This window comes from Nonomuraea sp. NPDC046570, from assembly GCF_040645915.1.
In the GTDB taxonomy this organism is placed as follows: domain Bacteria; phylum Actinomycetota; class Actinomycetes; order Streptosporangiales; family Streptosporangiaceae; genus Nonomuraea.
Window position 1 is genome coordinate 47,642 of the sequence record NZ_JBEYZF010000027.1, and the last position, 26,297, is coordinate 73,938.

General features: G+C 70.7%; 28 protein-coding genes. 18 read left to right on the top strand and 10 right to left on the bottom strand.

Annotation, left to right across the window (positions count from 1 at the left end):
• Window positions 1-33: 33 nt before the first annotated feature.
• From thrS to ABZ911_RS32275, 7 genes are all read left to right on the top strand, one after another.
• Window positions 34-1,284 carry a threonine--tRNA ligase gene (thrS, locus tag ABZ911_RS32245; RefSeq protein ID WP_358064478.1) on the top strand — a complete coding sequence of 417 codons (1,251 nt, stop codon included), beginning with the start codon at window positions 34-36 and terminating at the stop codon, window positions 1,282-1,284.
• A 275-nt stretch (window positions 1,285-1,559) separates the two neighbouring features.
• The gene (locus ABZ911_RS32250; RefSeq protein ID WP_358064481.1) at window positions 1,560-2,090 is read left to right on the top strand and encodes an N-acetyltransferase; all 531 of its coding nucleotides are present in this window, start codon (window positions 1,560-1,562) and stop codon (window positions 2,088-2,090) included.
• A gap of 99 nt (window positions 2,091-2,189) precedes the next feature.
• Window positions 2,190-2,681, top strand: a complete 492-nt coding sequence (locus ABZ911_RS32255) for a hypothetical protein (protein ID WP_358064484.1) — start codon at window positions 2,190-2,192, stop codon at window positions 2,679-2,681.
• 156 nt (window positions 2,682-2,837) lie between these two features.
• Window positions 2,838-3,272, top strand: a complete 435-nt coding sequence (locus ABZ911_RS32260) for a protein-tyrosine phosphatase family protein (protein ID WP_358064487.1) — start codon at window positions 2,838-2,840, stop codon at window positions 3,270-3,272.
• Between the two features lie 32 nt (window positions 3,273-3,304).
• Entirely contained in the window at window positions 3,305-4,249 is a 945-nt protein-coding gene (locus ABZ911_RS32265) for an ATP-dependent DNA ligase (protein WP_358064490.1), read from the top strand.
• 70 nt (window positions 4,250-4,319) lie between these two features.
• On the top strand, window positions 4,320-4,631 hold the full coding sequence (locus ABZ911_RS32270; RefSeq protein ID WP_358064493.1) for a PadR family transcriptional regulator: 312 nt from the start codon (window positions 4,320-4,322) through the stop codon (window positions 4,629-4,631).
• On the top strand, window positions 4,628-5,536 hold the full coding sequence (locus tag ABZ911_RS32275) for an HD domain-containing protein (protein WP_358064496.1): 909 nt from the start codon (window positions 4,628-4,630) through the stop codon (window positions 5,534-5,536). The genes ABZ911_RS32270 and ABZ911_RS32275 overlap by 4 nt, the downstream gene beginning before the upstream one ends.
• A 60-nt stretch (window positions 5,537-5,596) precedes the next feature.
• On the opposite strand, the gene ABZ911_RS32280 is transcribed toward ABZ911_RS32275, so the two are convergent.
• On the bottom strand, window positions 5,597-6,949 hold the full coding sequence (locus ABZ911_RS32280; RefSeq protein WP_358064499.1) for a serine hydrolase domain-containing protein: 1,353 nt from the start codon (window positions 6,947-6,949) through the stop codon (window positions 5,597-5,599).
• 146 nt (window positions 6,950-7,095) lie between these two features.
• Here ABZ911_RS32280 and ABZ911_RS32285 point away from each other — a divergent pair, with 146 nt between their 5' ends.
• The 4 genes from ABZ911_RS32285 to speB all read left to right on the top strand — a co-directional run bounded on the left by ABZ911_RS32285 (window position 7,096) and on the right by speB (window position 10,748).
• Window positions 7,096-7,746, top strand: a complete 651-nt coding sequence (locus ABZ911_RS32285; RefSeq protein ID WP_358064502.1) for a VOC family protein — start codon at window positions 7,096-7,098, stop codon at window positions 7,744-7,746.
• 148 nt (window positions 7,747-7,894) lie between these two features.
• On the top strand, window positions 7,895-8,734 hold the full coding sequence (locus ABZ911_RS32290; protein ID WP_358064505.1) for an LLM class flavin-dependent oxidoreductase: 840 nt from the start codon (window positions 7,895-7,897) through the stop codon (window positions 8,732-8,734).
• Window positions 8,735-8,743: 9 nt separating this feature from the next.
• Window positions 8,744-9,706 carry a LysR family transcriptional regulator gene (locus ABZ911_RS32295; protein ID WP_358064508.1) on the top strand — a complete coding sequence of 321 codons (963 nt, stop codon included), beginning with the start codon at window positions 8,744-8,746 and terminating at the stop codon, window positions 9,704-9,706.
• A gap of 10 nt (window positions 9,707-9,716) precedes the next feature.
• Window positions 9,717-10,748 carry an agmatinase gene (gene speB, locus ABZ911_RS32300; protein WP_358064511.1) on the top strand — a complete coding sequence of 344 codons (1,032 nt, stop codon included), beginning with the start codon at window positions 9,717-9,719 and terminating at the stop codon, window positions 10,746-10,748.
• 55 nt (window positions 10,749-10,803) lie between these two features.
• On the opposite strand, the gene ABZ911_RS32305 is transcribed toward speB, so the two are convergent.
• Window positions 10,804-11,244, bottom strand: coding sequence for a hypothetical protein (locus ABZ911_RS32305; RefSeq protein ID WP_358064514.1), 441 nt, complete (start codon window positions 11,242-11,244; stop codon window positions 10,804-10,806).
• A gap of 11 nt (window positions 11,245-11,255) precedes the next feature.
• Window positions 11,256-12,425: a DUF6745 domain-containing protein gene (locus ABZ911_RS32310; protein ID WP_358064516.1), complete on the bottom strand. Its 1,170-nt coding sequence runs from the start codon at window positions 12,423-12,425 to the stop codon at window positions 11,256-11,258.
• 135 nt (window positions 12,426-12,560) lie between these two features.
• Here ABZ911_RS32310 and ABZ911_RS32315 point away from each other — a divergent pair, with 135 nt between their 5' ends.
• The 4 genes from ABZ911_RS32315 to ABZ911_RS32330 all read left to right on the top strand — a co-directional run bounded on the left by ABZ911_RS32315 (window position 12,561) and on the right by ABZ911_RS32330 (window position 15,311).
• The gene (locus tag ABZ911_RS32315; protein WP_358064518.1) at window positions 12,561-12,962 is read left to right on the top strand and encodes a hypothetical protein; all 402 of its coding nucleotides are present in this window, start codon (window positions 12,561-12,563) and stop codon (window positions 12,960-12,962) included.
• A gap of 21 nt (window positions 12,963-12,983) precedes the next feature.
• Window positions 12,984-13,751, top strand: coding sequence for a nucleotidyltransferase domain-containing protein (locus tag ABZ911_RS32320; RefSeq protein ID WP_358064521.1), 768 nt, complete (start codon window positions 12,984-12,986; stop codon window positions 13,749-13,751).
• 87 nt (window positions 13,752-13,838) lie between these two features.
• Entirely contained in the window at window positions 13,839-14,789 is a 951-nt protein-coding gene (locus tag ABZ911_RS32325; protein WP_358064524.1) for a ribose-phosphate pyrophosphokinase, read from the top strand.
• 9 nt (window positions 14,790-14,798) lie between these two features.
• Window positions 14,799-15,311 carry a GNAT family N-acetyltransferase gene (locus ABZ911_RS32330; RefSeq protein ID WP_358064527.1) on the top strand — a complete coding sequence of 171 codons (513 nt, stop codon included), beginning with the start codon at window positions 14,799-14,801 and terminating at the stop codon, window positions 15,309-15,311.
• Here ABZ911_RS32330 and ABZ911_RS32335 read toward each other — a convergent pair.
• Window positions 15,258-15,809, bottom strand: coding sequence for a TetR/AcrR family transcriptional regulator (locus tag ABZ911_RS32335; RefSeq protein WP_358064529.1), 552 nt, complete (start codon window positions 15,807-15,809; stop codon window positions 15,258-15,260). The genes ABZ911_RS32330 and ABZ911_RS32335 overlap by 54 nt on opposite strands.
• 83 nt (window positions 15,810-15,892) lie before the next feature.
• Between ABZ911_RS32335 and ABZ911_RS32340 the strand changes: the two genes are divergently transcribed.
• Both ABZ911_RS32340 and ABZ911_RS32345 read left to right on the top strand, forming a co-directional pair.
• The gene (locus ABZ911_RS32340; RefSeq protein WP_358064532.1) at window positions 15,893-16,534 is read left to right on the top strand and encodes an NAD(P)H-dependent oxidoreductase; all 642 of its coding nucleotides are present in this window, start codon (window positions 15,893-15,895) and stop codon (window positions 16,532-16,534) included.
• Window positions 16,531-16,845: an SMR family transporter gene (locus ABZ911_RS32345; RefSeq protein ID WP_358064535.1), complete on the top strand. Its 315-nt coding sequence runs from the start codon at window positions 16,531-16,533 to the stop codon at window positions 16,843-16,845. The genes ABZ911_RS32340 and ABZ911_RS32345 overlap by 4 nt, the downstream gene beginning before the upstream one ends.
• 11 nt (window positions 16,846-16,856) lie before the next feature.
• Here ABZ911_RS32345 and ABZ911_RS32350 read toward each other — a convergent pair whose 3' ends face one another.
• Window positions 16,857-17,471: a TetR/AcrR family transcriptional regulator C-terminal domain-containing protein gene (locus ABZ911_RS32350; RefSeq protein WP_358064538.1), complete on the bottom strand. Its 615-nt coding sequence runs from the start codon at window positions 17,469-17,471 to the stop codon at window positions 16,857-16,859.
• A gap of 106 nt (window positions 17,472-17,577) precedes the next feature.
• Here ABZ911_RS32350 and ABZ911_RS32355 point away from each other — a divergent pair, with 106 nt between their 5' ends.
• On the top strand, window positions 17,578-20,598 hold the full coding sequence (locus ABZ911_RS32355) for an amino acid permease (RefSeq protein WP_358064541.1): 3,021 nt from the start codon (window positions 17,578-17,580) through the stop codon (window positions 20,596-20,598).
• A gap of 17 nt (window positions 20,599-20,615) precedes the next feature.
• Here ABZ911_RS32355 and ABZ911_RS32360 read toward each other — a convergent pair whose 3' ends face one another.
• From ABZ911_RS32360 to ABZ911_RS32380, 5 genes are read right to left on the bottom strand one after another with little or no spacing between them, the layout of a single operon-like run.
• Window positions 20,616-21,626, bottom strand: a complete 1,011-nt coding sequence (locus tag ABZ911_RS32360; RefSeq protein WP_358064544.1) for an ABC transporter ATP-binding protein — start codon at window positions 21,624-21,626, stop codon at window positions 20,616-20,618.
• Window positions 21,623-22,624: an ABC transporter ATP-binding protein gene (locus ABZ911_RS32365; protein WP_358064547.1), complete on the bottom strand. Its 1,002-nt coding sequence runs from the start codon at window positions 22,622-22,624 to the stop codon at window positions 21,623-21,625. Before ABZ911_RS32365 ends, ABZ911_RS32360 begins: the two co-directional genes overlap by 4 nt.
• Window positions 22,621-23,505, bottom strand: a complete 885-nt coding sequence (locus ABZ911_RS32370) for an ABC transporter permease (RefSeq protein ID WP_358064550.1) — start codon at window positions 23,503-23,505, stop codon at window positions 22,621-22,623. The genes ABZ911_RS32365 and ABZ911_RS32370 overlap by 4 nt, the downstream gene beginning before the upstream one ends.
• Window positions 23,502-24,554 carry an ABC transporter permease gene (locus ABZ911_RS32375; protein WP_358064553.1) on the bottom strand — a complete coding sequence of 351 codons (1,053 nt, stop codon included), beginning with the start codon at window positions 24,552-24,554 and terminating at the stop codon, window positions 23,502-23,504. Before ABZ911_RS32375 ends, ABZ911_RS32370 begins: the two co-directional genes overlap by 4 nt.
• A complete protein-coding gene (locus ABZ911_RS32380) occupies window positions 24,551-26,239 on the bottom strand; it encodes an ABC transporter substrate-binding protein (RefSeq protein WP_358064649.1) in 1,689 nt (562 codons plus the stop codon). The genes ABZ911_RS32375 and ABZ911_RS32380 overlap by 4 nt, the downstream gene beginning before the upstream one ends.
• Window positions 26,240-26,297: the final 58 nt, after the last annotated feature.

A 26,297-nucleotide genomic window follows, 5' to 3' on the forward strand; every position in this document is an offset into this window, starting at 1 on the left:
CGGGGCTTTCGGCTTGCGGTGGTCACTCGCCCGATGTTCGAGGAGACCACCATGCACGACCACCGCAAACTCGGCCGCGAGCTTGACCTGTTCGACACCGACCCGCTGATCGGCGCGGGCCTCCCGTACTGGCTGCCCGACGGCGCGGCCGTGCGGCACACCCTGGAGGAGTACATCCGCACCGCCGAGCGGCGGGCGGGCTACCGGCACGTGTACTCGCCGGTGCTGGGCAAGCGGGAGCTGTACGAGATCTCCGGGCACTGGTCGCACTACAGCGACGACATGTTCCCCCCGATGGACCTGGGGGCGGAACAGGTCGTTCTGCGGCCTAGCCTGTGTCCCCACCATGCGGTGATCTATCGCTCCCGCTCGCACAGCTACCGCGAGCTGCCGCTGCGCATGGCCGAGCTGGGCGGCATGTACCGCTTCGAGCTGTCGGGGGTGCTCGGCGGCCTGACCCGCGTGCGGGCCATCCAGCTCAACGACGCGCACATCTTCTGCACCCTGGACCAGGTCGCCGACGAGGCGCGGGGAGCCCTGGAGATGATCCGCCAGGCGTACGAGGCGCTCGGTATCACCGCCGCCCGCTTCCGGCTCTCGCTGCCGGGCCCCGACGGGAAGTACGTCGCCGCACCCGAGATGTGGCAGCGGTCCACCGCCCTGCTGACCGAGGTCCTCGACCGCTCCGGCCTGCCGTACGAGGAGGCCGAGGGAGAGGCCGCGTTCTACGGCCCCAAGATCGACGTGCAGGTCGTCGACGGGGCCGGGCGGGAGTCCACCCTGTCCACCGTTCAGGTCGACTTCCACCAGCCCGAGCAGTTCGACCTGCACTACGTCGGCGCGGACGGCGCGAAGCACCGGCCGGTGATGGTCCATCGCAGCATCATCGGCAGTGTGGAGCGAGCCGTCGCCCACCTCATCGAACAGCACGGCGGCGCCTTCCCCGCCTGGCTCGCCCCCACCCAGCTGGTGATCCTCCCGATCTCCGAGGCCGAACTGCCGGACGCGGCGGCGCTCGCCCGGCGATGCGCCGAACTCGGACTGCGGGCCGAGATCGCCGAGCCGGAACGCGGCAGCCTGGGCGCCCGCATCCGGGAAGCCCGACTTGTCCCCTACCAGGCGGTCATCGGCGCCAAGGAGGCTTCCGCCGGCGAGGTCGCCCTGCGCCTGCGTGACGGCCGCCGCCTCGACCCGCGCCCCGTCGGCGAGGTCCTCACCAGTGTCGCCGCCCTCATCGATGCCCACAGCACCGACCTATGGGACGCCACCGCCCGTTCGTCATGACGACATCCGAGCCGCGCCTAACGGCAGGGGTGGCAGCGCCATCCGATACCGGACCACGGGCTCGGCGAATCTGTCGTTCTCGCCGGCCGGGACCCGACCGGCGAGAACGAAGCCCGTGCGCTCATAGAACCGACGAGCCCTGGGATTGGCCTCAATCCCGGGGTTCACCATCGCGCACCAGGTAGCCCATGCGCCCCATTATTGACCAAGCGCCCCGAGTCAACCTGATAAGGCGCGAATCGCGACCCATCGGCAGCTATGTCAGCCTTTACGCCATGCAGATCAGATTTGGTACGAGGGACGACGCCGAGCGCATCGCGGCTCTGCACACCGAGAGCTGGTTGACCGCCTACACCGGGATCATGCCCGACGGCTATCTGAACGGGCCGCTGCTCGACGAGCGCAGGGCCCTGTGGACTGCGCGACTCGGCACCGCCGCCCCCGAACCGGATCGCGCCCCCTGCCTGCTGGTCGTCGGCGACGACACCACCCTCTTGGGATTCGCCTACCTCACTCCCGGAACCGACGGCCGCCTCCTGCTCGACAACCTCCACGTCCAGCCCGGCCTCAAGCGGTCGGGAATCGGCCGCCGGCTCATGCGCCACGCCTTCGCCTGGGCGTCGGCACAGCATCCGGGCAAGGCCGTCTACCTGGAGGTACTGCGCGACAACACTCCGGCGATCGCCTTCTACAGGAGTCTGGGCGGCCATCTCACCAAGGAGTTCGTCGAGCACTTCCCCGCAGGCTTCGCACTGCCCGTCGTCGAGTACACGTGGACTCCGGACACGGTCAGCGCCGGCATGTAGTCCTTGTGGAAACGGGCCTGACCCCTTGCCTGCACTCGAGTGACTGGATAGTGTGACTATCCAGTCAGTAGATAGTGCAACTATCCATGGGGGTAGGTCATGTCCGTAACCTTCATCGTGCTCGTGGTCGCGGCGCTGGGCTTTCGGCTGCTGGGTGCGGCCGGGATCAGCAGGTTCGCCACCTGGCAGGTCAGCGCGGGGCACGCGCTGGCGGTCATGCTCGCCGTCACCGCCGCCGCGCACTTCGTCCCGGAGAGCGTCACGGTCATGCCCAACCACGCCGACCTGGTGCGCATGGTGCCGCCGTTCGTGCCGTTCCCCGGCTTCGTGGTCTACCTGACCGGCGTGCTGGAGGTGCTCGGCGCCGCAGGGCTGGTCCTGGCCTCGACCCGGCGGGCCGCCGGGATCTGCCTCGCGGCGCTCTTCGCGCTGATGCTCCCGGCCAACATCTACGCCGCGGTCGCCGACGTGCCGTTCAACGGCGGCGCGGCGACACCCTTGTGGGAGCGGATTCCCGAGCAGGTGCTGTACATCGGCATCGCCCTCTGGGCGGCCGGCCTGGTTGCCCGCAGACCGGTCAGGGTGAGCTAAGGCGGTGCCGATCACCTCGTCCTCGCGTGAGCGGACCAGGTCGCCGATCACATGGTGGCAACCCCACCCACCTGTACGCCCACGGCAGAGCGGGCTACACCGACTACCCACGCCTGGTCGGATGAGTCCACCCCACTCAGGAGGCAGGTGACCAGCATGACGACATCGCTCACCGGTGCGATCCAACTGCCCGACGGCACCTGGATCCGCGGGCGCGGGCTGCGGAATCCCACTCCCCCCGGCCCGGCACCCGAGTTCGCGCTCTACCTCGGCTCGGCCCGCCTGCGCCGCCGTCACCAGGACGCGCTGCGCTGGCCGCACGAATGGATCGCCTGGCCGGACTTCCTGCTCCCCGCGGACCGGCACGCGGCCGCCCGGTCCATCGCCCACCTGCGCGACCAGGCGCGTTCGGGTCTCGCCGTCGAGGTCGCGTGCGGCGGAGGTGTCGGCCGGACCGGCACCGTCCTGGCCTGCCTCACGGGCCTGCCCCCTGGTGAGGCCGTCGCCTGGACGCGCGAGCACTATCACCACCGGGCGGTCGAGACTCCCTGGCAGCGCCGATGGGTCGCGTGGTTCGCCGGCCATGGTTGACCCCGGGACCGTACATCGGCATCGTGGGGCGAATGACCAGCGATGAGACGCGGGACGGTGTGTCGCTGACCAATCTCGATCAGCCGCTGTTCGACGGGGCGAACGCGACCAAACGGGATCTGGTCGACTACCTGGACGCGGTTCGCGACCGCATCCTTCCGGTCCTGAGGGAGCGGGCGCTGTCGGTGATCCGGGTACGGCCCGGCCAGGCGGCGTTCATGCAGAAGAACGTCCCCAAGTACACCCCTTCCTGGGTCCGTACCGTCACCGTCTGGGCGGAGGCCTCGCACCGGGAGGTGTCCTACGCCCTGTGCGACGACCGCCGTACCCTGCTGTGGTTCGCCAACCAGCGGGCGGTGGAGTTCCACCCGGCGCTGGTGCGCGGGGACCATCCCACCCACCTGGTGCTCGACCTCGACCCGCCGGAGGAGAACGCGTTCCCGCTGGCCGTACAGGCCGCCGAGTTGGTCCGCCAGGCGCTCGGTGACGCGGGGCTGGCGGGCGCGGTGAAGACCAGTGGGGCGAAGGGGGTGCATGTCTTCGTACCGGTGGAGGCGGGGACCGCGATGGACGACCTGGCCGCGGCCACCCGCGCCGTGGCGGCCCGCGCCGAACGGATCGACCCGGCGCTCGCCACCACGGCGTTCATCCGCGAGGACCGCGAAGGCAAGGTCTTCCTCGACTCCACCCGAGCCGGTGGCGCGACGGTGGTCGCCGCTTACAGCCCCCGGATCCGCCCGGACGCCCCGGTCTCCTTCCCCGTCGCCTGGCAGGACCTCGACCAGGTCACCCCGTCCGACTTCACCATCCGCACGGCAGCCCGGCTTCTCGCCGACGGCGACCCTTGGGCGGCGTCCATGCCCGAGCCGCAGCGCCTGCCCCCGGACCTGGTCGAGGAGGGCCACACCATCCCCATCGCCCGCGTCCAGGCCATGCACGAGGGCAAACGCCGCGCCCGAGCCCGCCGGGGCGAATGACCACCGAAGGTATCAACCTGTCCCGTCGCGGAGACATAGACGGCCAGCTCTACCTAGGTAGATTCGAGGTATGGCAAGCGGCCTACGGATGACGCCGCAGACCCTGGCGGTCCTGCGGGAATTGCTCGACGATCCTTCGGCGGAGCACTACGGTTTGGAACTCCGCGCCGCCACCGGGCTCGCCGGAGGCACCCTCTATCCCATCCTGGTCCGGCTGGAGGAGCGCGGCTGGGTGGAGAGCCGCTGGGACGATCCCGCCGCGCACCAGGGGCGTCCGCCGCGCCGCTACTACAGGATCACCGAAGATGGGCTGGCCCGCGCCCGCGCGGCGACGGCCCCGCGCGCCGCCGTCAGGTGGGGTCCCGTCGGGGACGTGTCGTGAGCGCCCTGGCGGCGGTCCTGCCCGCCTCCCTTACCCCGGACCAGGTGCGGACGCTGGAGCGGGCGTACGCGGTGGCCGCCTACTGGCATCGCGACCAGACGCGCAAGAGCGGTGAGCCGTACATCACCCATCCGCTGGCCGTCGCCGCGATCCTGGCCGAGCACGGCGCGGACCACGAGCTGCTCTGCGCGGCGCTCCTGCACGACGTGCTGGACGACACCGCGTGCCCGGTCGGGGACCTGACGGCGGAGTTCGGCGAGGAGGTCACCCGCCTGTTGACCGACCTGCGCGCGCTCGACGATCCGGAGTTGCGCGGGGCCGACTGGGAGAGCTCCACCGACGAGCGGGTGCTGACCTTGAAGCTGGCCGATCGGCTGCACAACCTGCGGACGATGCGGTTCCTCCCGTCGGAGAAGCAGCTCCTGAAGTCGCGCGAGACCCTCGACGTGTACCTGCCGGTCGCCGACCGGCTGGGGATGGCGGAGCTCGGCCGCGAGCTCGAAGGGCTGGCCAGGACGAGACTCGGGCTCCCGGCCTTCCGTGTGCTCACGGCGGGGGCGGTGCTGCTGCCCCGCGACGTACGGGCTCGCTGGCTGGCCGAGTGGTTGGGGGAGCTCTACTGGCTGTCCGACCCGCGTTCGCGCCGGCGCCTCGCGGCCGAGCTGCTGGTCGGCCTGCCGCGGCTGGCGGCGACACTGCGCGGGCCGGCGTTCCGCCGCGGGCTCCTGGCCGCCCTCCGGTGGATCGTCAGGTCGAACCTCCGCACCTGGGCGCTGCTCGGCCCGCTGATCGCCTGGATGGTCCTCGAAACGACCGGCCTCGGCGACGCCCTGACCATCCTGATCACGGTCCCGCCCGTCCTGGCGGCGGGCGTCACGGCACTGCGCGCGAGACTACGGGACTAGCCCGATCACAGCTTGAGGTAGGCGAGATCCACGCTGTCCGCCATCGCCTGGGCCCCGGCGTCATTGAGGTGCATGTGGTCGCCGCCGTCGAACTCGGGCCGGTTCCTCGGCTCCGCGCGCGAGGTGGAGGAGCTTCGCGCCCAGAACGGCCAGGCTCGCCGCCGCCATGACGGCGAACCACACCACGGTGGAGGTGGAGACGAGGAGCAGTTCGCTCCAGGCCACACTGCTCTGGCCCACCAGGACGGCGGCGATCGCGGGCAGGCAGAGCAGCATCGCGGGGGCGATCAGGTGCCTGAGCAGGGGGAGGCCCTTGCGCCAGGCCGGTCGGCCGCTTCGCCGTACGGCCCAGCGGCGGGAGCGGCGCAGCCCCAGGCCGCCCAGGACGAGAGCCAGCGCGGTAAGCGAGACCATGGACCATTCGACGACGGGCATGACCGGGTCGACGGGCTCGGCCCGCTCGCCCCGCGCCATCGCGACCAGCCCCCGGACGATGCCGTAACTGTCGTCCGTCGTCGGCGTCATCCCGGTATTGGTCAGCAGCGCGATGCCGTACCCCGTGTCGGGAAGGATGTGCTGGTAGGCGGTGAAGGTCTTGAGGTTGCCTGGATGTTGGAACTCGCCGGGTCCCTCCTTCGACCAGCCGAAGCCCTCCGTCCGCATCCGCTTGACGCTCGCCGCGGACAGGAGCTGCCTGCCCTCGGCGGTACGGCCCTGGTTGGTGTGGATGATGAGCCATTTGGCCATGTCCTCGGCGTTGGTCACGATGCCGCCGGAGCCGAGGCCGAACGCGGCCGGTTCCGGTCTGGCGACCCAGTTGCCGTAGACGTAGATGTGCCCCTTGGCAGGTGATTCGTCGTGGCGGACGGTCGCGACGGTCGCGGTCATCCCGGCCGGGTCGAACACATGCCCCTTCAGGTAGGCGGAGAACGGTTCGCCGCTGGTCACCTCGACGACTCTGGCGAGCAGGTTGAAGCCCACGTTGGAGTACCCGTTCGAGCCCAGGGAGATCGAGCCGAGCGCGGCGACGAACTCCTTCGAGGTGCGGATCGCCGAGGTGTCGATGGCGCGCGGCAGCCCGGCGGTGTGGGTGAGCAACTGCCGCGCGGTGAACCTGTCGGCGATCTTGAGCTCGGGCAGGTAGGTCGACACCGGCGCGTCCAGGTCGATCTTCCCCTGGTCGACCTGCTGCATCACGGCGAACGCCGTGAACGTCTTGGTGACCGAGGCGACGCGCATCGGCGTCTTCGCGGTGGCGTCGCCGTACCCGCCGACGTGGACGACCTCGTCCCCCTTGGTGATCGCCACCGACACCCCCGCCAGGCCGGTGCGGTCCACCTGCTCGGCCACATACCGGTCCATCGAGGGGGTGAGGGCCGCGATCAGGGCGGCCCCGGCCATGAGTTTCAGCATGGTCGAACGCTAGAAACCACCGGGGGTACGGCGATGCCCCCGAAGGTCAGCGATCGACCCCACTTTCGTCAGGTACGGACGATCCGGCGAAAGGGGAAGTAGCGTACTCATCGTCCACCAAGGCGCAGTCCACCCGTGGAGTCACCATGACGGAGACGAGCCTGTTCGGCTGGCACCCGCATCCGGACCCCGATCCGGCGGCCAACGACCACACCATGCTGACCCTGGACGGCGACCTGACCCGCCCGGTCGCCGCCCTGATGTGCATGATCGCCGGTGCGCCTCCGGGAACCCCGGCCTTCTGGACCACCTACGTCACGGTCACCGACGTGGACGCCACGGCCGAGGTCGTACGGGAGGCGGGCGGGCGGGTGTTCATCGGGCCGATGGACGCCAAGAGGCTGGGCCGCTTCGCGCTGCTGTTCGACCCGTGGAACGCGGTGATCGGCCTCTGGCAGCCCGCGGACTTCCACGGCGCCGGGGTGATGGGCGTGCCGAACTCGTACTGCTGGAGCGAGTTGGCCGTGGACGACGCCGAGGCCGCCAAGGCCTTCTACGGCACGGTGCTCCCCCACGCCCCCGAACAGATCGTCCAGGCGACGCAGGGGCCTTCGCGCTGGACGGCCTGCTTCGCTGTGACCGACTGCGGCGCGACCGCCTCCCGCGCCGCCGACCTGGGCGGCACGGTCCTCACGCCACCTCGCGAGACCCCGGACGGGCAGACCGCCCTCCTCATGGACTCCCAGGGCGCCCACTTCGCGATCTATGCTCGTACCGCCGAAAGGGGGCAACCATGATCTATCACCCGTTCGTCCTCTTCATCATCCTCGTCCTCGCCGGCGGAGCCGCCCTCTTCCTCGCGCTCGCCGTTCATCTGATCAAACTGGTTCGAGAGAGATGAAGATCACTTATTCCGGGGGATAGCCTGGCCGGGTGCGGATAGGCGTGAACGTTCCGAATTTCGGGCCCGGCACCGACCCCGGCGTGCTGCGCGACTGGGCGCGTACGGTGGAGGGCCTCGGCTTCGACCTGCTGCTGCTCTCCGACCACATCGCGGTGACGCCCGACGTCGCCGAGCAGTACCCGGCGCCGTTCTACGAGCCGTTCACCATGCTCTCCTGGCTGGCCGGTGTCACCGAGCGGATCACGCTGGGCACCAGCGTGCTGATCGTGCCGTACCGGCACCCGCTGCTCGTCGCGCGCATGGCCGCCAACCTGAACCAGCTCAGCGGCGGGCGGCTGGTCCTCGGGGTGGGGGTCGGCTGGGCGCGGCAGGAGTTCGCGGCGCTCGGCGTCCCGTTCGAGCGGCGCGGGAAGCTCACCGACGACCACCTCGCGGCCATCCGGAGAGCCTGGGAGAACGACGCGGACTACCGCGCCGGCGAGATCCCGATCTGGGTGGGCGGCAACAGCGACGCCGGACTGCGCCGGGCCGTACGGCTCGGCGACGCGTGGCACCCGCTGCGGTTCACCCTCCCCTGGCTGCGCGGGGCGCTGGACCGGATGAAGGCCATCACCAACGAGCAGCGCAGGCCCGCGCCCGGCCTGGCCCCCCGCATCGCGCTGCGGCTCACCGCCGAACCGGTCACCGCCCCCGGACGGCTGGCCGGGCACGGCACGATCGACCAGGTCATGGACGACCTCGACCAGCTCCGCCTGCTGGGCTCCGGCACCGTCATCCTCGACCCGTTCAACGGCGACCCGACGGAGACGGCCCACCCACAGGCTGCCTGGCAGGCACTGGCCACCGTGGCCGCGAGAAGGGAACGGCAGGCAGGTCCATAGCATGTATGGATGATCGACCTTCGCCAGTTCCAGGTTCTGCGTGCCATCGCCGTCAACGGGTCGTTGGCGGGGGCTGCCCGTCAGCTTCACTACGGGCAGCCGACGATCAGTTACCACCTGAGCGCGCTGGAAGCTCACCTGGGCGCCCGGCTGGTGGAGCGCAGTCCCACCGGCGCCGTCCTGACGAACATCGGAGCGCTGGTCCTGGAGCATGCGAGCGTCGTGCTGGACCGCATCGAGGCCGTGGAGTCGGATGTCGAGGCCCGGCGGAAGCACGGGGTGTCCACCCTCCGGATCGGCGCGTTCACCACCGCGGCGTCGCGGCTGCTCCCAGGCGCCCTGCGGCGCTCCACCGAGGGTGCGGGCGTGCGGGTCGAGCTGACCGAGGCCGAACCTCTGGACCTGCTCACGCAGGTGCGGGCCAGAGCCCTGCACTGCGCCCTGATCTACGGCATCGGCGATGAGAAGACCCAGTACGGCGCCGACCTGCACGTGCAGACCCTCTTCGTCGATCCGTACCGGCTGCTCCTGCCCACCGGTCACGGCCAGGCCGGGGGGACGGAGCCCGTCGACCTCGCACTGCTGGCCCACGAAGGCTGGATCATCTCGAACGGTTCCTACGATCCCAGCGACCAGACCCTCTTCGCCACCTGCCAGTCCCTGGGATTCCGTCCCCGCATCGTGCTCAGAGCCGACAACTACAGCGTGATCCACGGCTTCGTGGGCGCGGGCGGCGCCGTCGCGCTCGTGCCCGAACTCGCCCTGGAGAAGGGCCACGGGGTCGTGGCCCGGCCCACGGTCCAGGACATCGGGGCCCGCCGCATCCAGTTCGTCACTCTCGCCGGCCCCCGGCCGCCCACTGTCGAGCACCTGTATCGGGAGCTCCATAGACAGTATGGAGGTGGTGTCGAAAGTCAGGGGATTCCGGGCGGCGCCGATGGCTGTGAGGATGCGACCGCCAGCTCAACATGAAGGATCTGCCATGACCCGTTACGGCGCGATGTACGGCCCGGACATCACCTTCCTCGGTGTGCCCCCCTGCGACCTGGAGGAGCACTCTTCCTGGAGCGACGCCCAGGTGGTCGTCCTGGGCGCCCCGTTCGACGGAGGAGCCTCCTACCGGGCGGGCGCCCGCTTCGGGCCCGGCGCCATCCGGCAGGCGTGCTACCTCGGACATGACGGCACCCGTCCCTCCCTGGCCCTGGGCGTCGACGGCCTGCTCGACCTGCGGGTCAAGGACGCCGGCGACGTCATGATGTTCAGCGGCGACGCGGAGAAGTCCCACGCGGCGCTGGAGCAGGCCGTCCACACCGTCTCGGCGGCCGGGAAGATCCCGGTCGTGCTGGGCGGAGACCACTCGATCGCGCTGCCCGACATCACCGGCGTCGCCCGGGGCGTCGGCTGGGGGCGGGTCTCCGTGCTGCACTTCGACGCTCATGCCGACACCGGGGACAGCTCCTACGGCTCGCTCATCGGGCACGGCCAGCCCATGCGGCGGCTCATCGAGTCCGGCGCGGCCCGCGGCGACCGGTTCCTGCAAATCGGCCTGCGCGGCTACTGGCCCGGCCCCGAGACCCTCCAGTGGATGGCCGACCAGGGGATGCGCTCGTACGAGATGACCGAAATCGTGGAGCGCGGCCTGGACACCTGCCTGACCGAGGCGTCCCGGATCGCCCTCGACGAGTGCGATGGCGTGTACCTGTCGGTGGACATCGACGTCGTCGATCCCGGTATGGCTCCCGGCACGGGGACCCCTGAACCGGGCGGGCTCACCTCACGCGAGTTGCTGGACGCGGTGCGCAGGCTGTCCTACGAACTGCCGATCGTCGGCGTGGAGGTGGTCGAGGTCGCTCCGAGTCACGACCACGCCGATGTGACCGCGATGCTCGGTAGCAGGGTGGTCCTGGAAGCCCTGTCGGGCATCGCCCGGCAGCAGGCCGAGAAGCGCGGGCAACTGGGGCCTTGGGATCCGAGCAAGCCCATGCTCAGCCGCTACGGCGCGGGGCAGCTCTGATGGATGCCCGCCACGGGCGGCCTCGTCCGTGGCGGGCGGTAGCGGCCGGATCCGGCTAGTCGGCCACGATCCGCTGGCGCCTGCTCCGGTGGTCGAACTCGCGCTGGCGGCGGATCAGGTACGTGCCGGGCGTGAGGCCGGTGGCACCGTGCTCGGGGTGCAGCAGGTAGACGGGCGCGGTGGCGCGCAGGGCGCCGATGGCGAGCATGGCACTGTCCCAGAAGTCATCGGTCCACTGGCAGGTGCCGGGGTCGGCGACCAGGGTGTGCGGGTTGCCGCCGGTCGCGCCGCGGAGCAGTTCGATGCCCTCGGCGGGCACCTCGGTCCAGGTGGTGTGCGCGAGGAGGGCCTCGTCGGCGACCAGGTGGTGCGGGATGACGATCAGGTCGCCCTGCGCCTGCGGCCCGTTGATGACCGGGACGGTCACCTCCCGCTCCAGGTGGTCGAGGACGGCGAGGCCGGTGCGGTCGCTGAGGTCGGCGAGGGTCACAGTCATGGGGACTCCTTTCATGTACGTCGGACGAGCTGGGCGTAGTGCTCACCGGACAGGCCGTAGGTCCAGCCCGCCGCGGCGATGGGGTCGTCGAGGTCGGCCGGGACGCTCAGGCCGTACCGGCGGCGCTGCCCGTCGCGCTCCAGTGAGCCGTTGACGGCGAGCAGCAGGCGCGCCCGCAGGCCCCAGAGCTCCTCGGGCAGGTCGTAGAGGCGCAGGTCGGAGCCTGGGTTGCCGGGGTCGGGCGAGGTCGCGACCAGCCGCAGTCGGGCCTGGTCGACGTAGGTGTCCCAGCCGATGCGTTCAATGGCGCAGCGGCGGACCTCGACGTTCCGCTCTCCGCTGATCCGCTGGACGGTCGGGCCGCTCGTCACCCACACCGGCACCCTGGTGCCATGCCAGGCGTGTACGGCCCAGCCGTCGGCGTACCGTACGGCGGGGCCGTGCGGATCGTGCAGGCGCAGTTCGCCGTGGGCGCCGCCGGGGACCGGCTCGGTGCGCACGGACACCGGCCGCTCGGCGATGACGCACAGCTCCTCGCCCGGCCACCACCAGCCGCACGACCTGGCGAGCGTCGCCCACAGGTCGAGCCGCGCGGCGTCGGCCGCCGCGAAGGACACCCCGCCCATCCGCCGCCAGGCGTCGTAGTGGGCGATCCAGTAGGCGTCGTGCTGGCCGTGCCAGGCCAGCCCCAGGGCGTGGCCCGCGATGGTCTCCAGCGCCAGGCGCAGAGGCGTGCAGATCGAGTCGCGCACGGTGTCCCGCAGCGAGTCGCGTACCGCCGTCTCCACCAGGTCGGCCAGGTCGGGCTCCAACCGCAGGTCACGCCACACTTCTCGCCGCCACGGGATGCGCGCCCACGGCCGGCCTGTCCGGTCGTCCAGGTTGCCGCGCAGCGCGGTCATCAGGTCGGCGAGCTTGGCGGCCACGGGCCGGTGGGCCTCCGCGGCGGGCGTCGTGCCCGCCCGGAACCTGGGGGGCGCCGGGATGACGGGCATCGCGGCAGCCGGGGAGTCCACCCAGAGGAACTGCGGTTCGTCGTGCCCGATCAGGCGGTAGAGCTGGGAGATGGCCGCCTCGGCGGCGGCTCTGTCGGCGGGGCGGGTCGAGAGTGCCCAGCCCAGCCATTCGTCTCGGATCTCGGTGGCCTGTCGCCACCGGTGTTCACCGGGTGCGGGCGGCATAGCCCTTTCTTGTGATCATGTCCTCGATGGTGCCAGCCGTACCCCGCGGCCCGCAACCCTCCTCCCGAAAGAGCAAAAATGATCCTTGCCGGTTGTCGGGTCGTTTCTCGACCTTTGGCCGGGAAGCACCAGTTCATGACAACGGAGCGAATCTCAGGCTGGGTGGGGTGGATCTGGTTCGCCGCGGTGATGATGGTCGTCGACGGAGTCTTCAACATCATCCACGGGCTGACCGCCATCTTCAACGACCAGATCTTCGTGGACGTGCGCGGCTGGACGCTGCTCTTCGACCTGACCGGCTGGGGCTGGATCCATGTGATCATCGGCATCCTGCTGATCGTGGTGGGTATCGCGCTGGGCACCGGCAGCGGCTGGGCGCGGATCGTCGGCGTCATCCTGGTCTCCATCAACGCGATCGCGCAGATGATGTCGATCCCGTTCTACCCGTGGTGGTCGCTGCTGGCCATCGTGTTGGACGGCTTCATCCTGTACGCGCTGATCGTCCACGGCGAAGAGACACAGAAGGTGCGCCTGTAGACCGGTGGCTAGGGTGCTGGGATGACCGGTTCACCGGAGCGCACCTGCGCCGCCTTCCTGGAGCTGGCCGACCGGCACGCTCCCGGCCTCGTCGAGGGCCTCTACCTGCAGGGATCGATCGCGCTCGGCGACTACCGGCCGGGCGTGAGCGACATCGACTTCGTCGCCGTGACCAACGGGCGGCCGGACGCCGGGGCGCTTCGCCGGGTGCACGCCGACCTGAGGGCCCGCCACCCGGCGCCGATGTTCGACGGGATCTATGTCACCTGGGACGACCTGCGGCGCGCCCCAGGGGAGCGTCCGCGCGGGCCCGCCGTGCACGGATGGCGGTTCGCCGAGGAGAGCGGGTTCGAGCGGCACCTGGTGACCTGGCATGTGCTGGCGCAGGGCGGGGTGGCCGTGCGCGGGCCGTCGGTCGCCGAACTCGGGGTGCACACCGACTGGGAGGCGTTCGCGCGGGCCACGGAGGAGAATCTGGCCACCTACTGGACGCGGTGGGTGGAGGGGAGTTCACGGCCGCTGTCCCTCGGCGGCGTCGCCGCGCTGGTCGGATCGCGGGTCTCCTGGGGGGCGCTCGGCGTCACCCGGCTGCGCCACAGCCTGGCCGCCGGGGAGGTCACCTCCAAGACCGCAGCGGCCGGGTACGCGTTCGAGACGTTCGACGAGCGCTGGCACCGGATCGTCCGCGAGGCCCTGCGGATCAGGGTGGGCGGCGAGCGGCAGTACTCCCATCCGGTCAGCCGGCGCGCCGACCTGGTGGCCTACATGAGGATGGTCCTGCGAAGCTGACACGCCCGGTGCCGGGAGCCCTGGTCCGCCTGAGGCCAGTGGGGCTCGGTAGCATGTCGCTCGCCCGGAATCCGAGCGAGGAGCATCGTGCGAGACATCACCGTCTTCAGCGGCAGTGCCCATCCTGAGCTGGCCAGGGAGATCTGCGCACATCTCGGCACACCCCTGCACCCGGTCAGGGTGAGCAGGTTCGCGAACGACTGCCTAGAGGTGCAGCTGCAGGCCAACTGCCGGGAGCGGGACGTGTTCCTGATCCAGCCGCTGGTGCCACCCGTACAGGAGAACCTGGTCGAGTTGCTGCTCATGCTCGACGCGGCGCGCGGCGCGTCGGCGGCCAGGACGACCGTGGTGCTGCCGCACTACGCCTACGCAAGGTCGGACAAGAAGGACGAGCCGCGCATCTCCATCGGCGGTCGGCTGGTCGCCGACCTGATGGTGTCCGCGGGGGCCGACCGGGTGCTGGCGATGACGCTGCACTCGCCGCAGGTCCACGGCTTCTTCAGCGTGCCGGTCGACCATCTGCACGCGCTGCGCGAACTGGCCGCCCATTTCCGGCAGTACGACCTGTCCAACGCCGTCGTCGTCTCCCCCGACCTGGGCAACGCCAAGGAGGCCGCGGCCTTCGCCCGGCTGCTGGGCGTCGGGGTCGCGATGGGCGCCAAGCAGCGTTTCAGCGACGACCGGGTGACGATCAGCTCGGTCATCGGCGACGTCGACGGCAAGGATGTGATCGTCCTCGACGACGAGATCGCCAAGGGCACCACGGTTCTGGAGCTGCTCGACCGCCTGCGCGAGCGCGGCGTCGCCTCGGTACGGGTCGCCTGCACGCACGGGCTGTTCTCCTCCGGCGCGGTCGAGCGGCTGGACGACCGGCCGGAGGTCGCCGAGATCGTCTGCACGAACACGGTGCCCGCCCCCGACACCAAGCCCGGCTCGAAGCTGCGCGTGCTGTCGATCGCGCCCGCGCTGGCGGAGGCGATGCGCCGCATCCACGACGGCGAGTCGGTCAGTGCGCTGTTCGATCCGAAGGCCGGATAACCTGCATAAATGATCCGATTCGCTACCCCGGACGATGTTCACGCCATCCTGCGGATGATCAGCGAGCTGGCCGACTACGAGAAGGCGCTGCACGAGGTCCGCATCACCGAGGAGCAGTTGCAGACGGCGCTCTTCGGCGACCGGCCCGCGCTCTACTCGCATGTCGCCGAGGACGAGGGCGGCGAGGTGGTCGGCTTCACGATCTGGTTCCTCAACTACTCCACCTGGCGCGGCGTGCACGGCGTCTACCTCGAAGACCTCTACGTACGCCCGGGCACCCGCGGCCAGGGGTACGGCAAGGCCCTGCTGGCCGAGCTGGCCAGCACCTGCGTCGAGCGCGGCTACCAGCGGCTCGAATGGTCGGTGCTCAACTGGAACGAGCCCACGATCGGCTTCTACCGCTCGCTCGGCGCCGTCCCGATGGACGACTGGACGGTCTTCCGCCTGACCGACGGCCCGCTGCACGCCCTAGCCGAGGACGCCCTCGGCCAGTCGCCGCAGGGCGGCCGTGATCCCCGCTGAGCTGAGGCCCTTGCCGGTGCGCTGGTAGGAGTACACCTCGGGGGCCAGCGGCGCGAGCAGGACGTCGACCAGCGCGTCCGGCGCCGGGACCGAGGCGGCGACGAGAAGCGAGCGGACGTGCGCGCGCCAGAAGCCGTACGCTCCGGTCTCGAAGCGTGAGCGCCCGGTTTCGGCGCCCAGCACCAGGTGGGCGTGTGCTTCCAGCAGGTCCACCATCGCCGCGTAGAACGCGGCCAGCCGCTCGGCCGGGGCCGCGCCGGGGCCGAGCGGCGGCTCGCCGCGCAGCAGTTTCTCCTGCAGCACCCGCTCATGCTCGTCGAGCAGCGCCACCGCGATCGACGCCCGGTCGGGGTAACGCCGGTAGAGGGTGCCCCGGCCCACTCCGGCCGCTTTCGCGATGTCGTCCATCGTGACGTTCGGCGCGCCCTTGGCGGCGAACAGGTCCGCGGCGGCGTCGAGGATGCGAGCGCGGTTGCGGGCGGCGTCTGCTCTCTCCATGCCCTCACTCTATATGGACATCGTGTCCGGTTATGCGCTACGGTCCTAGAAGTGGACATCGTGTCCACTTCTAGGAGGATGTCATGAGCAACCTGCTGCACCTGGACGCCAGCGCCCGCCGTACCTCGTTCTCCCGGGAGTTGTCGAAGGCCTACGCCGACGCCTGGGTCGAAGCCCATCCCGGCGGCGGCTACACCTACCGCGACCTGGCCGCCGAGCCCGTGCCGCACATCGGGGAGGCGTGGACCGAGCTCTGCGACTACGTGCTCGAACACGCCGTCACCGACCTGGGCCGCTACCACGAGGCGGTCCGGACCGAGGCCCAGGCGCGGGCCTGGGAGATCGTGGAGCCGCTGCTGGCCGAGGTCGTCGAAGCCGACGTCGTGCTGATCGGCACGCCGATGTACAACTACTCGATCCCGTCGTCGCTGAAGGCCTGGCTCGACCAGATCACCTTCCCGAGGATGTCGCTGGCCGGCCGCTCGTTCGTGGTGACCGGCGCGCGCGGCGGCGCCTACGGCCCCGGCACCCCCAAGGAGGCCTTCGATCACCAGGAGCGCTTCCTGCGCGACTTCTTCGCGGGCCACTTCGCGGTGGAGGACGTCACGTTCGTGCACACCGAGCTGGCCAACTCCGTCGTCGACCCCGCGCTCGCGCACCTGCGCGGCAAGCACGAGGAGTCCCGCCGGGCGGCCCTCGCCCTCGCCCGGAGGGCGGACCGGTGAGCTGGGCCGTGCTCGTCCTGGCCGGGCTCGTCGAGATCGCCTGGTCGCAGAGCATCAAACCGACCGAGAACTTCACCCGCCCGATCCCCACCCTGATCAGCCTCGCGCTGATGTCCGTGGCCGTCTGGCTCCTGTCCAGGGCCATGAACACCCTGCCGGTCGGTACGGCCTACGCCGTCTTCACCGGCATCGGCGCCGTGGGCGCGATCACCCTGGGCATCGTGCTGAACGACGACCCCGTCACCATCGGCCGCCTGACCGCCCTGGCCCTGATCGTCGCCGGGATCGTGCTGGCCAGGATGACCGCCTGAAAGGACCCGCCTCAGCCGTCCCGCGCCTCGTTCCGGACGGCCGCCAGACCCAGCAGCAGCGCGGTGAGCCCCAGCTCGAAGGCCGCCATGGCGCGTTCCGGCGGGTTGCGCCGCAGCGCGTCGGCCAGCAGCGGCGTCTCGCCCTCGGGCGGGTCGATCATCACGCTCGGCGCGGCCAGGTCGAGAGCGGACCCGATCGCGAACGACTCGATCGCCGTGAACACGGTCACCACCTGGTCGCTCGGCCACCCGGCCCGGCCGAGCAGCACCACCGCCCGCTCGTACATGCCCAAGGTCAGCGATGACCGGATCGTCGTGGTGGCCAGCAGCTTGGCCGCGTTGGGATGCCGGGCGAAGGCGGCCAGGTACGATCTGGCCCATCTGGCGAGCGCCTCCGGCCAGGGGCCGCTCTCCAGCGCGTCGAGGTCCATCTCGGCGACCACCAGATCCCGGATCCCGTCGACGATCTCCTCCCGCCCCGCCACATGGTTGTACAGCGAGGCGGCCCGCACACCGAGCCGCCGGGCCAGGCGCGTCACGGTCAGCGCGTCGGCCCCCTCCTCGTCGACGACCCGCAGCGCCTCGGCGAAGATGGCTTCCCTGGCGAGGATCGGCCGCCTACCCACATTGCCCCCTTTTAAAGGATTTACGATTCACAGTCTTCCGCTCTTCGGCTCCGGGCAGTAGCTTGCGGTCTCAATAAACTAAAGCACTTAGTTTTTGGGAGAGGCCATGTCTCTGGCCCGCAACGCGATCGGCACCGCCGATCTGGTCTTCTTCGTCGTCGCGGCGGCCGCGCCGCTCACCGTCATGGCCGGTGTGGCCCCGGTGGCCATCGGCATCGGCGGAGTCGTGGCCCCGCTCGGCTACCTGCTCTCCGGCGTGGTCGTCGGCCTGTTCGCCGCCGGGTTCACCGCGATGAGCGGGCACGTGCGCAACGCCGGAGCCTTCTACGCCTACATCGGCCGCGGCCTGGGCAAGCTGACCGGCCTGGGGTCGGCGTACATCGCGGTCATCTCCTACAACCTCATCGGCATCGGCCTGATGGCCGCCTTCGGCGTCTTCGCCGCCTCCACGATGGCCGACGTCTTCGGGCTCGCCGTACCGTGGCAGGTCTGGACGCTGCTCTGCGTCGCCACCGTGGGCGTCCTCGGCTACCTGAAGATCACCCTGAGCGCGAAGGTGCTCGGCGTGGCGCTCCTGCTCGAAGTGCTGATCCTGCTCGTCTTCGAGGTGGCCGTGCTGTCCGACGGGCCGCCGCTGTCGCTGGAGCCCTTCAACCCGGGCGGGCTGCTCTCCGGCGGCGCGAGCGGCATGTTCGTGCTGTCCATCGGGGCGTTCATCGGGTTCGAGGCCACCGCGATCTACGCCGAGGAGGCCCGCGACCCACGCCGGACCGTCCCGCGCGCCACCTACGCCGCCGTCGCCTTCCTCGCGCTGTTCTACACCTTCACCGTCTGGGTGATCGTCAACGCCTACGGCACGGACAAGGTCGTCGGCGTGGCCAACGGCGAGGGCGGCGTCGACATGGTGTTCACCGCGACCGCGCGGTTCGCGGGCGCGTGGGCCGCCGACGCCATGCGGGTGCTGATCGTGACGAGCTGCTTCGCCGCGGCGCTCGCCTTCCACAACGCCGCCACCCGCTACTTCTACGCGCTCGGCCGGGAGGGCGTGCTGCCGCGCCGGCTGGCCACCATCTCGCCGCGCAACGGCTCGCCCGTCGTGGCGGTGGTCACCCAGGTCGCGCTCTCCCTCATCGTGATCGTCGCGGGCATCCTGGCCGGGTCCGACCCGTACACCGTGCTCTTCCTGTGGACCAACGGCACCGGGATCATCGGGGTCATGCTGCTGCAGGCGCTGGCCGCGCTCTCCGTGGTCGCCTTCTTCAGGAAGGACCGCAGGGGCTTCGGGGCCTGGCGGGTGCAGGCGGCGCCGTTCGCCGCGTTCGTGCTGCTGTCGGTGATGATCGTGCTGGTCGTGCTGAACTTCGACCTGCTCACCGGCGCCTCGGCCACCGTCAACGCGCTGCTGATCCTGCCCGTGCCGCTGGCCTTCGCGGCCGGCGCGCTGCTCGCGCACCGCATCCGCCGCCGCGACCCCGCCCGAACCTGCTCACCACCGTCGACGTGGAGGAAACCGCTCGTGTCTGACCTGCTGTTCACCGGCGGCACCGTCTGGACGGGCACAACCGTCACCGACGCCCTGGCCGTCTCCGACGGCCGCATCACAGCCCTGGGCCAGGAGGCGGTACGGCACGGCGGAGCCGAGATCGACCTGGCGGGCGGCTTCCTGATGCCCTCCTTCGGCGACGGCCACGCCCACCCGCTGTTCGGCGGCCTCGAAGCGCAAGGCCCGCAGATCAAGGACTGCACCTCGGTCGCCGCCATCCTCGCCGCGGTGGGCCGCTACGCGGCCGAGAACCCGTCCCTGGAGTGGATCGTCGGCGGCAGCTACGACCCGGCGCTCGTGCCCGGCGGCGAGTTCGACGCCCGCTGGCTGGACGAGGCGGTCCCGGACGTGCCCGTGGTGCTGCGCGCCCACGACTACCACACCGTCTGGTGCAACACCGAGGCGCTGCACCGCGCCGGGATCGTGGACGAGACACCCGATCCCCGGCTCGGCTGGATCGTCCGCCGCGCCGACGGCAGCCCGCTCGGCACGCTGCGCGAGTGGCACGCCTGCGACCTCGTGCTCGACCTGGTCCCGGCCAAGACGACGGACGAGCTGGTCGAGGGCCTGGCCGAGGCGGGCCGGACGATGGCGGCGGCCGGGATCACCTGGGTGCAGGACGCCTGGGTCGAGCCGGACATGATCGAGGCCTACCTGGAGGCCGACCGCCGCGGCGAGCTGGCCTTCCGCGCGAACCTCGCCTTCCGCGCCGACCCGGACACCTGGCGCGCCCAGCGCCCGGCCTTCGCCGAACAGCGCGACCGGGTGACCTGGCCCGTGTCCCCGGGCCACGCGGTCTCCAGTGGGCTGGTCACCGCGAACACGGTGAAGTTCTTCGCCGACGGCGTGATCGAGGGTGGGACGGCGGCGATGCTCGCGCCCTATGACGACGCGCCGCACTCGTGTGGGATGCCCGTCTGGTCTCCCGAGGATCTCGCCGAAGCGGTCGTCGCGTTCGACGCGGACCGGTTCCAGGTGCACATCCACGCGATCGGGGACGGCGGGGTGCGGGCGGCGCTGGACGCGGTGGCGCGGGCCGTACAGCGGAATCCCGGGTGGGATCGGCGGCCCGTGATCGCGCACACGCAGCTCGTCGATCCCGCCGACCTGGCGCGGTTCGCCGAGCTCGGGGTGATCGCGAACTTCGAGCCGCTCTGGGCGCAGCCGGACCCGCTGCAGACCGAGCTGACCGTGCCGCGGATCGGGCCCGAGCGGGCGGCCCTGCAGTACCCGATGGGCTCGCTGCTGCGGCTCGGCACGCCGATCTCGTTCGGCAGCGACTGGCCGGTCAGCTCGCACGAACCGCTGCTGGGTGTCCAGATCGCGACGACCAGGCAGACCCTCGACGGCTCCCCCGCGTGGATCCCCGCCGAACGCCTCGGGATCGAGGACGCCCTGCGCGCGTACACGGCCGGGGTCGCCTACCAGGCGTTCGCCGACCACCGCCGCGGCACCCTGGCCGTCGGCCTGGACGCCGACCTGGTCTGGCTGGCCGCCGACCCCCGCCAGGCGGACCCACGGGAGCTACACCACATCCCGGTCCGCGGCACCTGGCTCGGCGGCAGGCGCACCTTTTCAGGCTGACCGGTGGGCGATGTCATTCACTCGCGCGCAGCGTAGTGGCAGGCCGCCTGGGCGTCGTCCGAGGAGGGCAGCACGGGCAGGAGCTGCGACCGGCAGCGGTCGTCCACGCCCGCCTTCGCCGCTTTGCCCGAGGCCAGCACCTGGCAGCGGGCGTGGAAGCGGCAGCCGCCGGGGATGCGGGTCGGGTCCGGTGGCTCGCCGGTGAGCACGACCTGTTCCGGCGACTCGGGCAGCACCGACAGCAGCGCCTGCGTGTAGGGGTGCGAGGGCGCGGTCAGCACCTGCTCGACCGGACCGGACTCGACGATCCTGCCGAGGTACATCACCGCCACCCGGTCGGCGATGTTCCAGGCCAGGCCCAGGTCGTGGGTGACGACCAGGGCGGACAGGCCCAGCTCGTCGCGGAGTTTCAGCATCAGCGCGAGGATCTCGCCGCGTACCGAGGCGTCGAGCGAGGCCACCGGCTCGTCGGCGACCAGCACCCGCGGGTCGAGCGCGAGCGCGCCGGCGATCACCACGCGCTGCCGCTGGCCGCCGGACAGCTCGTGCGGGTAGCGCAGGAAGAACCGCTCGGGTGGCCGCAGTCCCGCCCTGGCCAGCGCGGAGGCCACGGCCTCCTGCTCGTTGGGCAGGCCGTGGATGCGCGGGCCCTCGGCGACCGCCTCGTAGACGGTGTGCCGGGGGTTGAGCGAGCCGGTCGGGTCCTGCAGGACGAGCTGCACCTCGCGGCGGTACGCGCGGAGCGCCCTGGAAGAGTAGTTCAGCGGTTTGCCGCCGTACAGGACCTGGCCTGAGGTGGGTCGCTCCAGGCCGAGCAGGGTGCGGGCCAGGGTGGTCTTGCCGCAGCCGGACTCGCCGACCAGCGCGACGATCTCGCCCTCGCCGACGGCGAGGTTCACGCCGTCGACGGCCCGCGCGCGTCGCCCGCGGGAGGAGAACTCCACGTGCAGGTCGCGCGCTTCGAGCAGGGCCGGGCGGGCGGTCACGGCGCTTCCCTCCCCGGACGGTGACGTGCTGGTCTCGGTCATGAGGTCTCCTTCACAGGCTCCGCGCCCGGACGGACGTGCACGCACGCGGCCGTGTGCGAGTCCGCCGGGCCGGTGCCGCCCGCGGGCCAGAGCACGACCTCGGTGGAGGCGCACTCCTCCAGGGCCACCGGGCAGCGCGGGTGGAACGAGCAGCCCGTGGGCAGTTGCATCGGGTCGGGCGGGTCGCCGCCGAGCCCCTTGGGCGCGAGCCGGGACGCCGGGTCGCCCACCGTGGGGAAGGCCGCCGCCAGCGCCCGGCTGTAGGGGTGCCTGGCGTCGTGGAACACCTCGTGGGAGGGGCCGTTCTCGACGAGCCGCCCCGCGTACATGACGGCCAGCCGGTCACACATATCCGCCAGCACCGACAAATCATGAGAAATCATGATTAGGGAGATCTCGTGTTCGGCGATGAGCTGTTTGATCAACTTCAGCACCTGGGCCTGGACCATCACGTCCAGTGCTGTGGTGGGCTCGTCGGCGATGATCAGGTGTGGTGCGCAGGCCAGCGCCATCGCGATCATGATGCGCTGCCGCTGCCCGCCGGACAGCTCGTGCGGGTAGCTGCGCGCCCGCCAGGCGGGCAGCCCGACCTGCTCCAGCAGCCCGGCCACCCGCTTGCGCGCCTCCTCGGGACCGGCCAGCCCGTGCACCAGCAGCGGCTCGGCGATCTGCTCCTCAATCCGCCGCACCGGGTTCAGCCCGTGCTGGGCGCCCTGGAACACGATCGAGGCCCCGGCCCAGCGCACCGCGCGCAGCCGCCCCCACTTCATCGCCAGCACGTCCTCGCCGTCGAGCAGGATCCGGCCGCCGACGCGAGCGTCCCGCGGCAGCAGCCGCAGCAACGCCATGGCCAGCGTCGACTTGCCGGACCCCGACTCGCCGGCGACCCCGAGCGCCTCGCCCGCCGCCAGCGACAGCGACACCCCTCGTACGGCGGGCACCTCGCCCGACGCGATCGAGTAGGTCACCGAGACGTCGTCCAGTTCGAGCACATTCATCGGGCGACTCCCCGCAGACGTGGGTTGAGCACGGTCTCCAGCGCCCGGCCGCACAGCGTGAACGCCAGCACCACCGCGACGATGCAGAGACCGGGAGCGAGGATGTACCACCAGGCGCCGGCCGTGGTCGCCCCCCAGTCGTAGGAGCCGCGCAGCATGCTGCCCCACGACGCCTGCCCGGAGTCGGCGCCGAGGAAGGCCAGCGTCGACTCGGCCACGATGGCGCTGGCCACCTGCAGGGTCGTGTTGGCCAGCACCAGCGGCGCCACGTTCGGCAGCACGTGCCTGCTCATGACGTGCCAGTGCCCCGCCCCGAGCGCCAGCGAACGCTCGATGTACGGCCTGGCCTCCACCGCCAGCGTCTGCGCCCTGATCAGCCTGGCCGTGGACGCCCACGAGGTCACCCCGATCGCCAGGATGATCGTGGAGGTGCTGCCGCCGAGGATGGCCGACAGCACCAGGGCCAGCACCAGCGAGGGCAGCACCAGGAACCAGTCGGTGATCCGCATCAGCACGGCCGAGGCCCAGCCCCGGAAGTGCCCGGCCGCGATGCCGACGACCGTACCGATGACCATGCTGAGCAGCGCGGACATGAAGCCGATGAGCAGCGAGACCCGCGAGCCCCACAGGATCATCGACAGGATCGACCGGCCGGACTCGTCGGTGCCCAGCGGGTACTCCAGGCTCGGCGGTGCCATCTTGGCGCCGGTGGCCTTGGTGACGTCCATGACGGTCGGGTCGATGACGAACGGCGTGATCAGCGCGGCGAGGACCGCGACCACCAGGATCGCCGCGCCGACCAGCCCGGCCCGCTGTGTCCGGTACTGCAGCCAGAAGCGCGCCAGAGCGGTGCGCCGTCGCTGCCAGGTGACCGAGGTCATGCCACCCTCACCCTCGGGTCGAGGACGTGGTAGGCCAGGTCGGCCAGCACGTTCATGATGATCACCGCGACGCACACCACCATGAAGGTGCCCTGCATGACCGCGAAGTCGGGCCCCTTGATCGCCTCGTAGAACAGCAGCCCGAGTCCCGGCCAGGAGTACACCGTCTCGACCGAGACGGCGCCGCCGACCACGAACCCGATGTTGATGAAGACGAGGGTGACCGTCGGCAGCAGCGCGTTCGGCACCGCGTGGCGGCGGCGCACCTGGTCGTCGCGCAGGCCCTTGGCCCTGGCCGTGGTCACGTAGTCCTGGCCGAGCTCGTCGAGCAGCGAGGAGCGCATGACCAGCAGGTACTGCGCGTAGACCACGGCGACCAGGGTCAGGCACGGCAGCACCATGTGGTGGGCGACGTCGAAGAGGTAGGCGATGCCGTCGGGCGCGTCCACGCTCTCCATGCCGCGGGTCGGGAACATCCCGGGGATCGGGCCGACCCCGGCCGCGAACACCAGGAGCAGCAGCAGCCCGAGCCAGAACGTCGGCACCGACCACAGCACCAGCGAGACGCCGGTGGAGACGCGGTCGTGGCGTCCGCCGTGGTGCCAGGCGGCCCTGGTGCCCTGCCACAGGCCGAGGCTGACCGCGATGACCAGGCCGACGCCGGTGAGCAGCAGGGTCGGGCCGACCCGCTCGCCGATCAGGTCGAGGACCGGGCGCTTGTACTCGTAGGAGGTGCCGAGGTCGAACCGGAGCGTCCGGACCACGAAGTCGAGGAACTGCTCCAGCAGCGGCTTGTCCAGGCCCATCTGCCGGCGCAGCAGCGCGATCTGGTCGGGGCTGAGCGGCACGTCACGGGTGTAGGCGATGACCGGATCGCCGGGGATGAGGCGGAAGAGGAAGAAGGTCGCCACGATCACCATGGCGATGCTGAGCAACGCCCCACCGCACTTGGACAGGGCGTAGCGCAGCGTCCCGCGGTAGACGGGGCGGTCCTCCCCCGCGCCCGCCGCCTGGAGGGCGGCGGGCTCGGTTTCGAGAGGAGTCGTCATTCGCGTTCGTCTGCGGCGCTCTTACGCCGCCTGGAGAGAAGGAAGCCGCCGCCGCCGACCACGATCACCGCGGCCGCGACGATGCCGATGATGAGGCCGGTGTTGGAGCCGCCCTCACCGGAGGCCGCGGAGCCGCCGGTCGCCTTGGCGTCGACGGTGTACATCGGCAGGCCGCTGACTCCGCCGTACAGGATGCCCTCGCCCGTCTTGCCCTCGGGGACCGGGGTGATGCTGGTGATGCGGTCCTTGCGGTAGGCCTCGAGGTTGTTCGGGTAGTAGATGGCGATGACCGGGGCGTCGGTGTAGAGGCGCTGCTGCATCTGCTTGATCAGTTCGGTGCGCTTGGGCCGGTCGAGCTCCTTGAGCTGCTCCTGGTAGAGCTTCTCGTACTGGTCGTCGCAGTAGAAGGACTCGGTGCCGCCGCCCTCGCCGCTCGCCGTGGGCCTGCGGCTGCACAGGTGGGTGGCGAGGATCTCCTCGGGGTCGGGGTTGACCGACCAGCCGCTGATCGCGATGTCGAACAGCGCGGTGGAGCCGGTCTCCTCGGTGAACTTGTTGGAGTCCAGCTTCCGGGTGGTCAGCGTGATGCCGATCTCCTTGAACCAGCCGGTCAGGAACTGGCCGATCTTGTCCTCGACGGGCTCGTCGGAGTGGATGCTGAAGCGCATCTCCAACTTGCGCTTGCCGTCGGGCATGGTACGGACGCCGTCGGCGCCCTTCTTGTACCCGGCGTCGTCCAGGATCTGGTTGGCCTTGGCGGTGTCGAAGGTGACCTTCGCGTCGCCCTCGGCCTGCCAGAAGAAGTCCTTGTACATCGGCGGCACGATCGAGCCGTCGGCGGGCACGGCCAGGCCGTTCTGCACCTGGTCGACCAGCGCCTTCTTGTCGATGGCGTAGTGGATGGCCGTGCGGACCTTCGGGTCCTTCAGCGCCGGGTGACCGTCGCCGACCGGCTTGTCGTCGCTGGTCGTGGCGCCGTGGTTGATCTGCAGGTAGGAGGCGCGGCGGCCGGCGGTGTTCCACTGCGTGATGTTCGCGTCGCCCGCGGTGGCCTCGAACTGCGGCGCCTGCATGCGGCCCATCAGGTCGATGTCACCCTTCTTCAGACCGGCGATGGCGGCCTCAGGGTTCTCGTAGAAGATGACCTGCAGCTCGTCGATCTTCGCCTTGCCCCGCCAGTAGTCGGGGTTGGCCTTCAGCTTGACGAACTGATCCTTCTTGTGCTCGATCGGAATGTACGCCCCGTTGACGACGGCCGGGTACACCTCGTTCTCGTACGTGGCCATGTCCGTGACCTTCTCCCACACGTGCTTGGGCACGATCGGGATCGGGTTCTCCAGCATGGACGCCTGCGGTGCCTTGGTCTTGATGACCAGGGTCCGGTCGTCCGTCGCGGTGACCGACTCGAAGTTCTCCACGGCCGGGCCGTTGCCGGTCTTGGCCGCGTCGTCCGTCATGACCTTGTTGAACGTCCAGGCGGCGTCGTGCGCGGTGACCGGCTGGCCGTCCGACCACTTGGTGTCGCGGATCTTGAAGGTCCAGGTGAGTCCGTCGGGCGCGGTCGTCCACGACTCGGCCAGGTCGGCGCTGGGAGCAAGCGTCTTGGGGTCGGGCACGGTCAGGTAGGAGGACGTCCACCGCTGGAGCTGCCCGGAGATCAGGCGCACGGCCAGGAACGGGTTCATCGAGTCCACGGCCTGCGTGGTACCGATCCGGACTACCTTCTTCCCCGCCGTGGCAGGG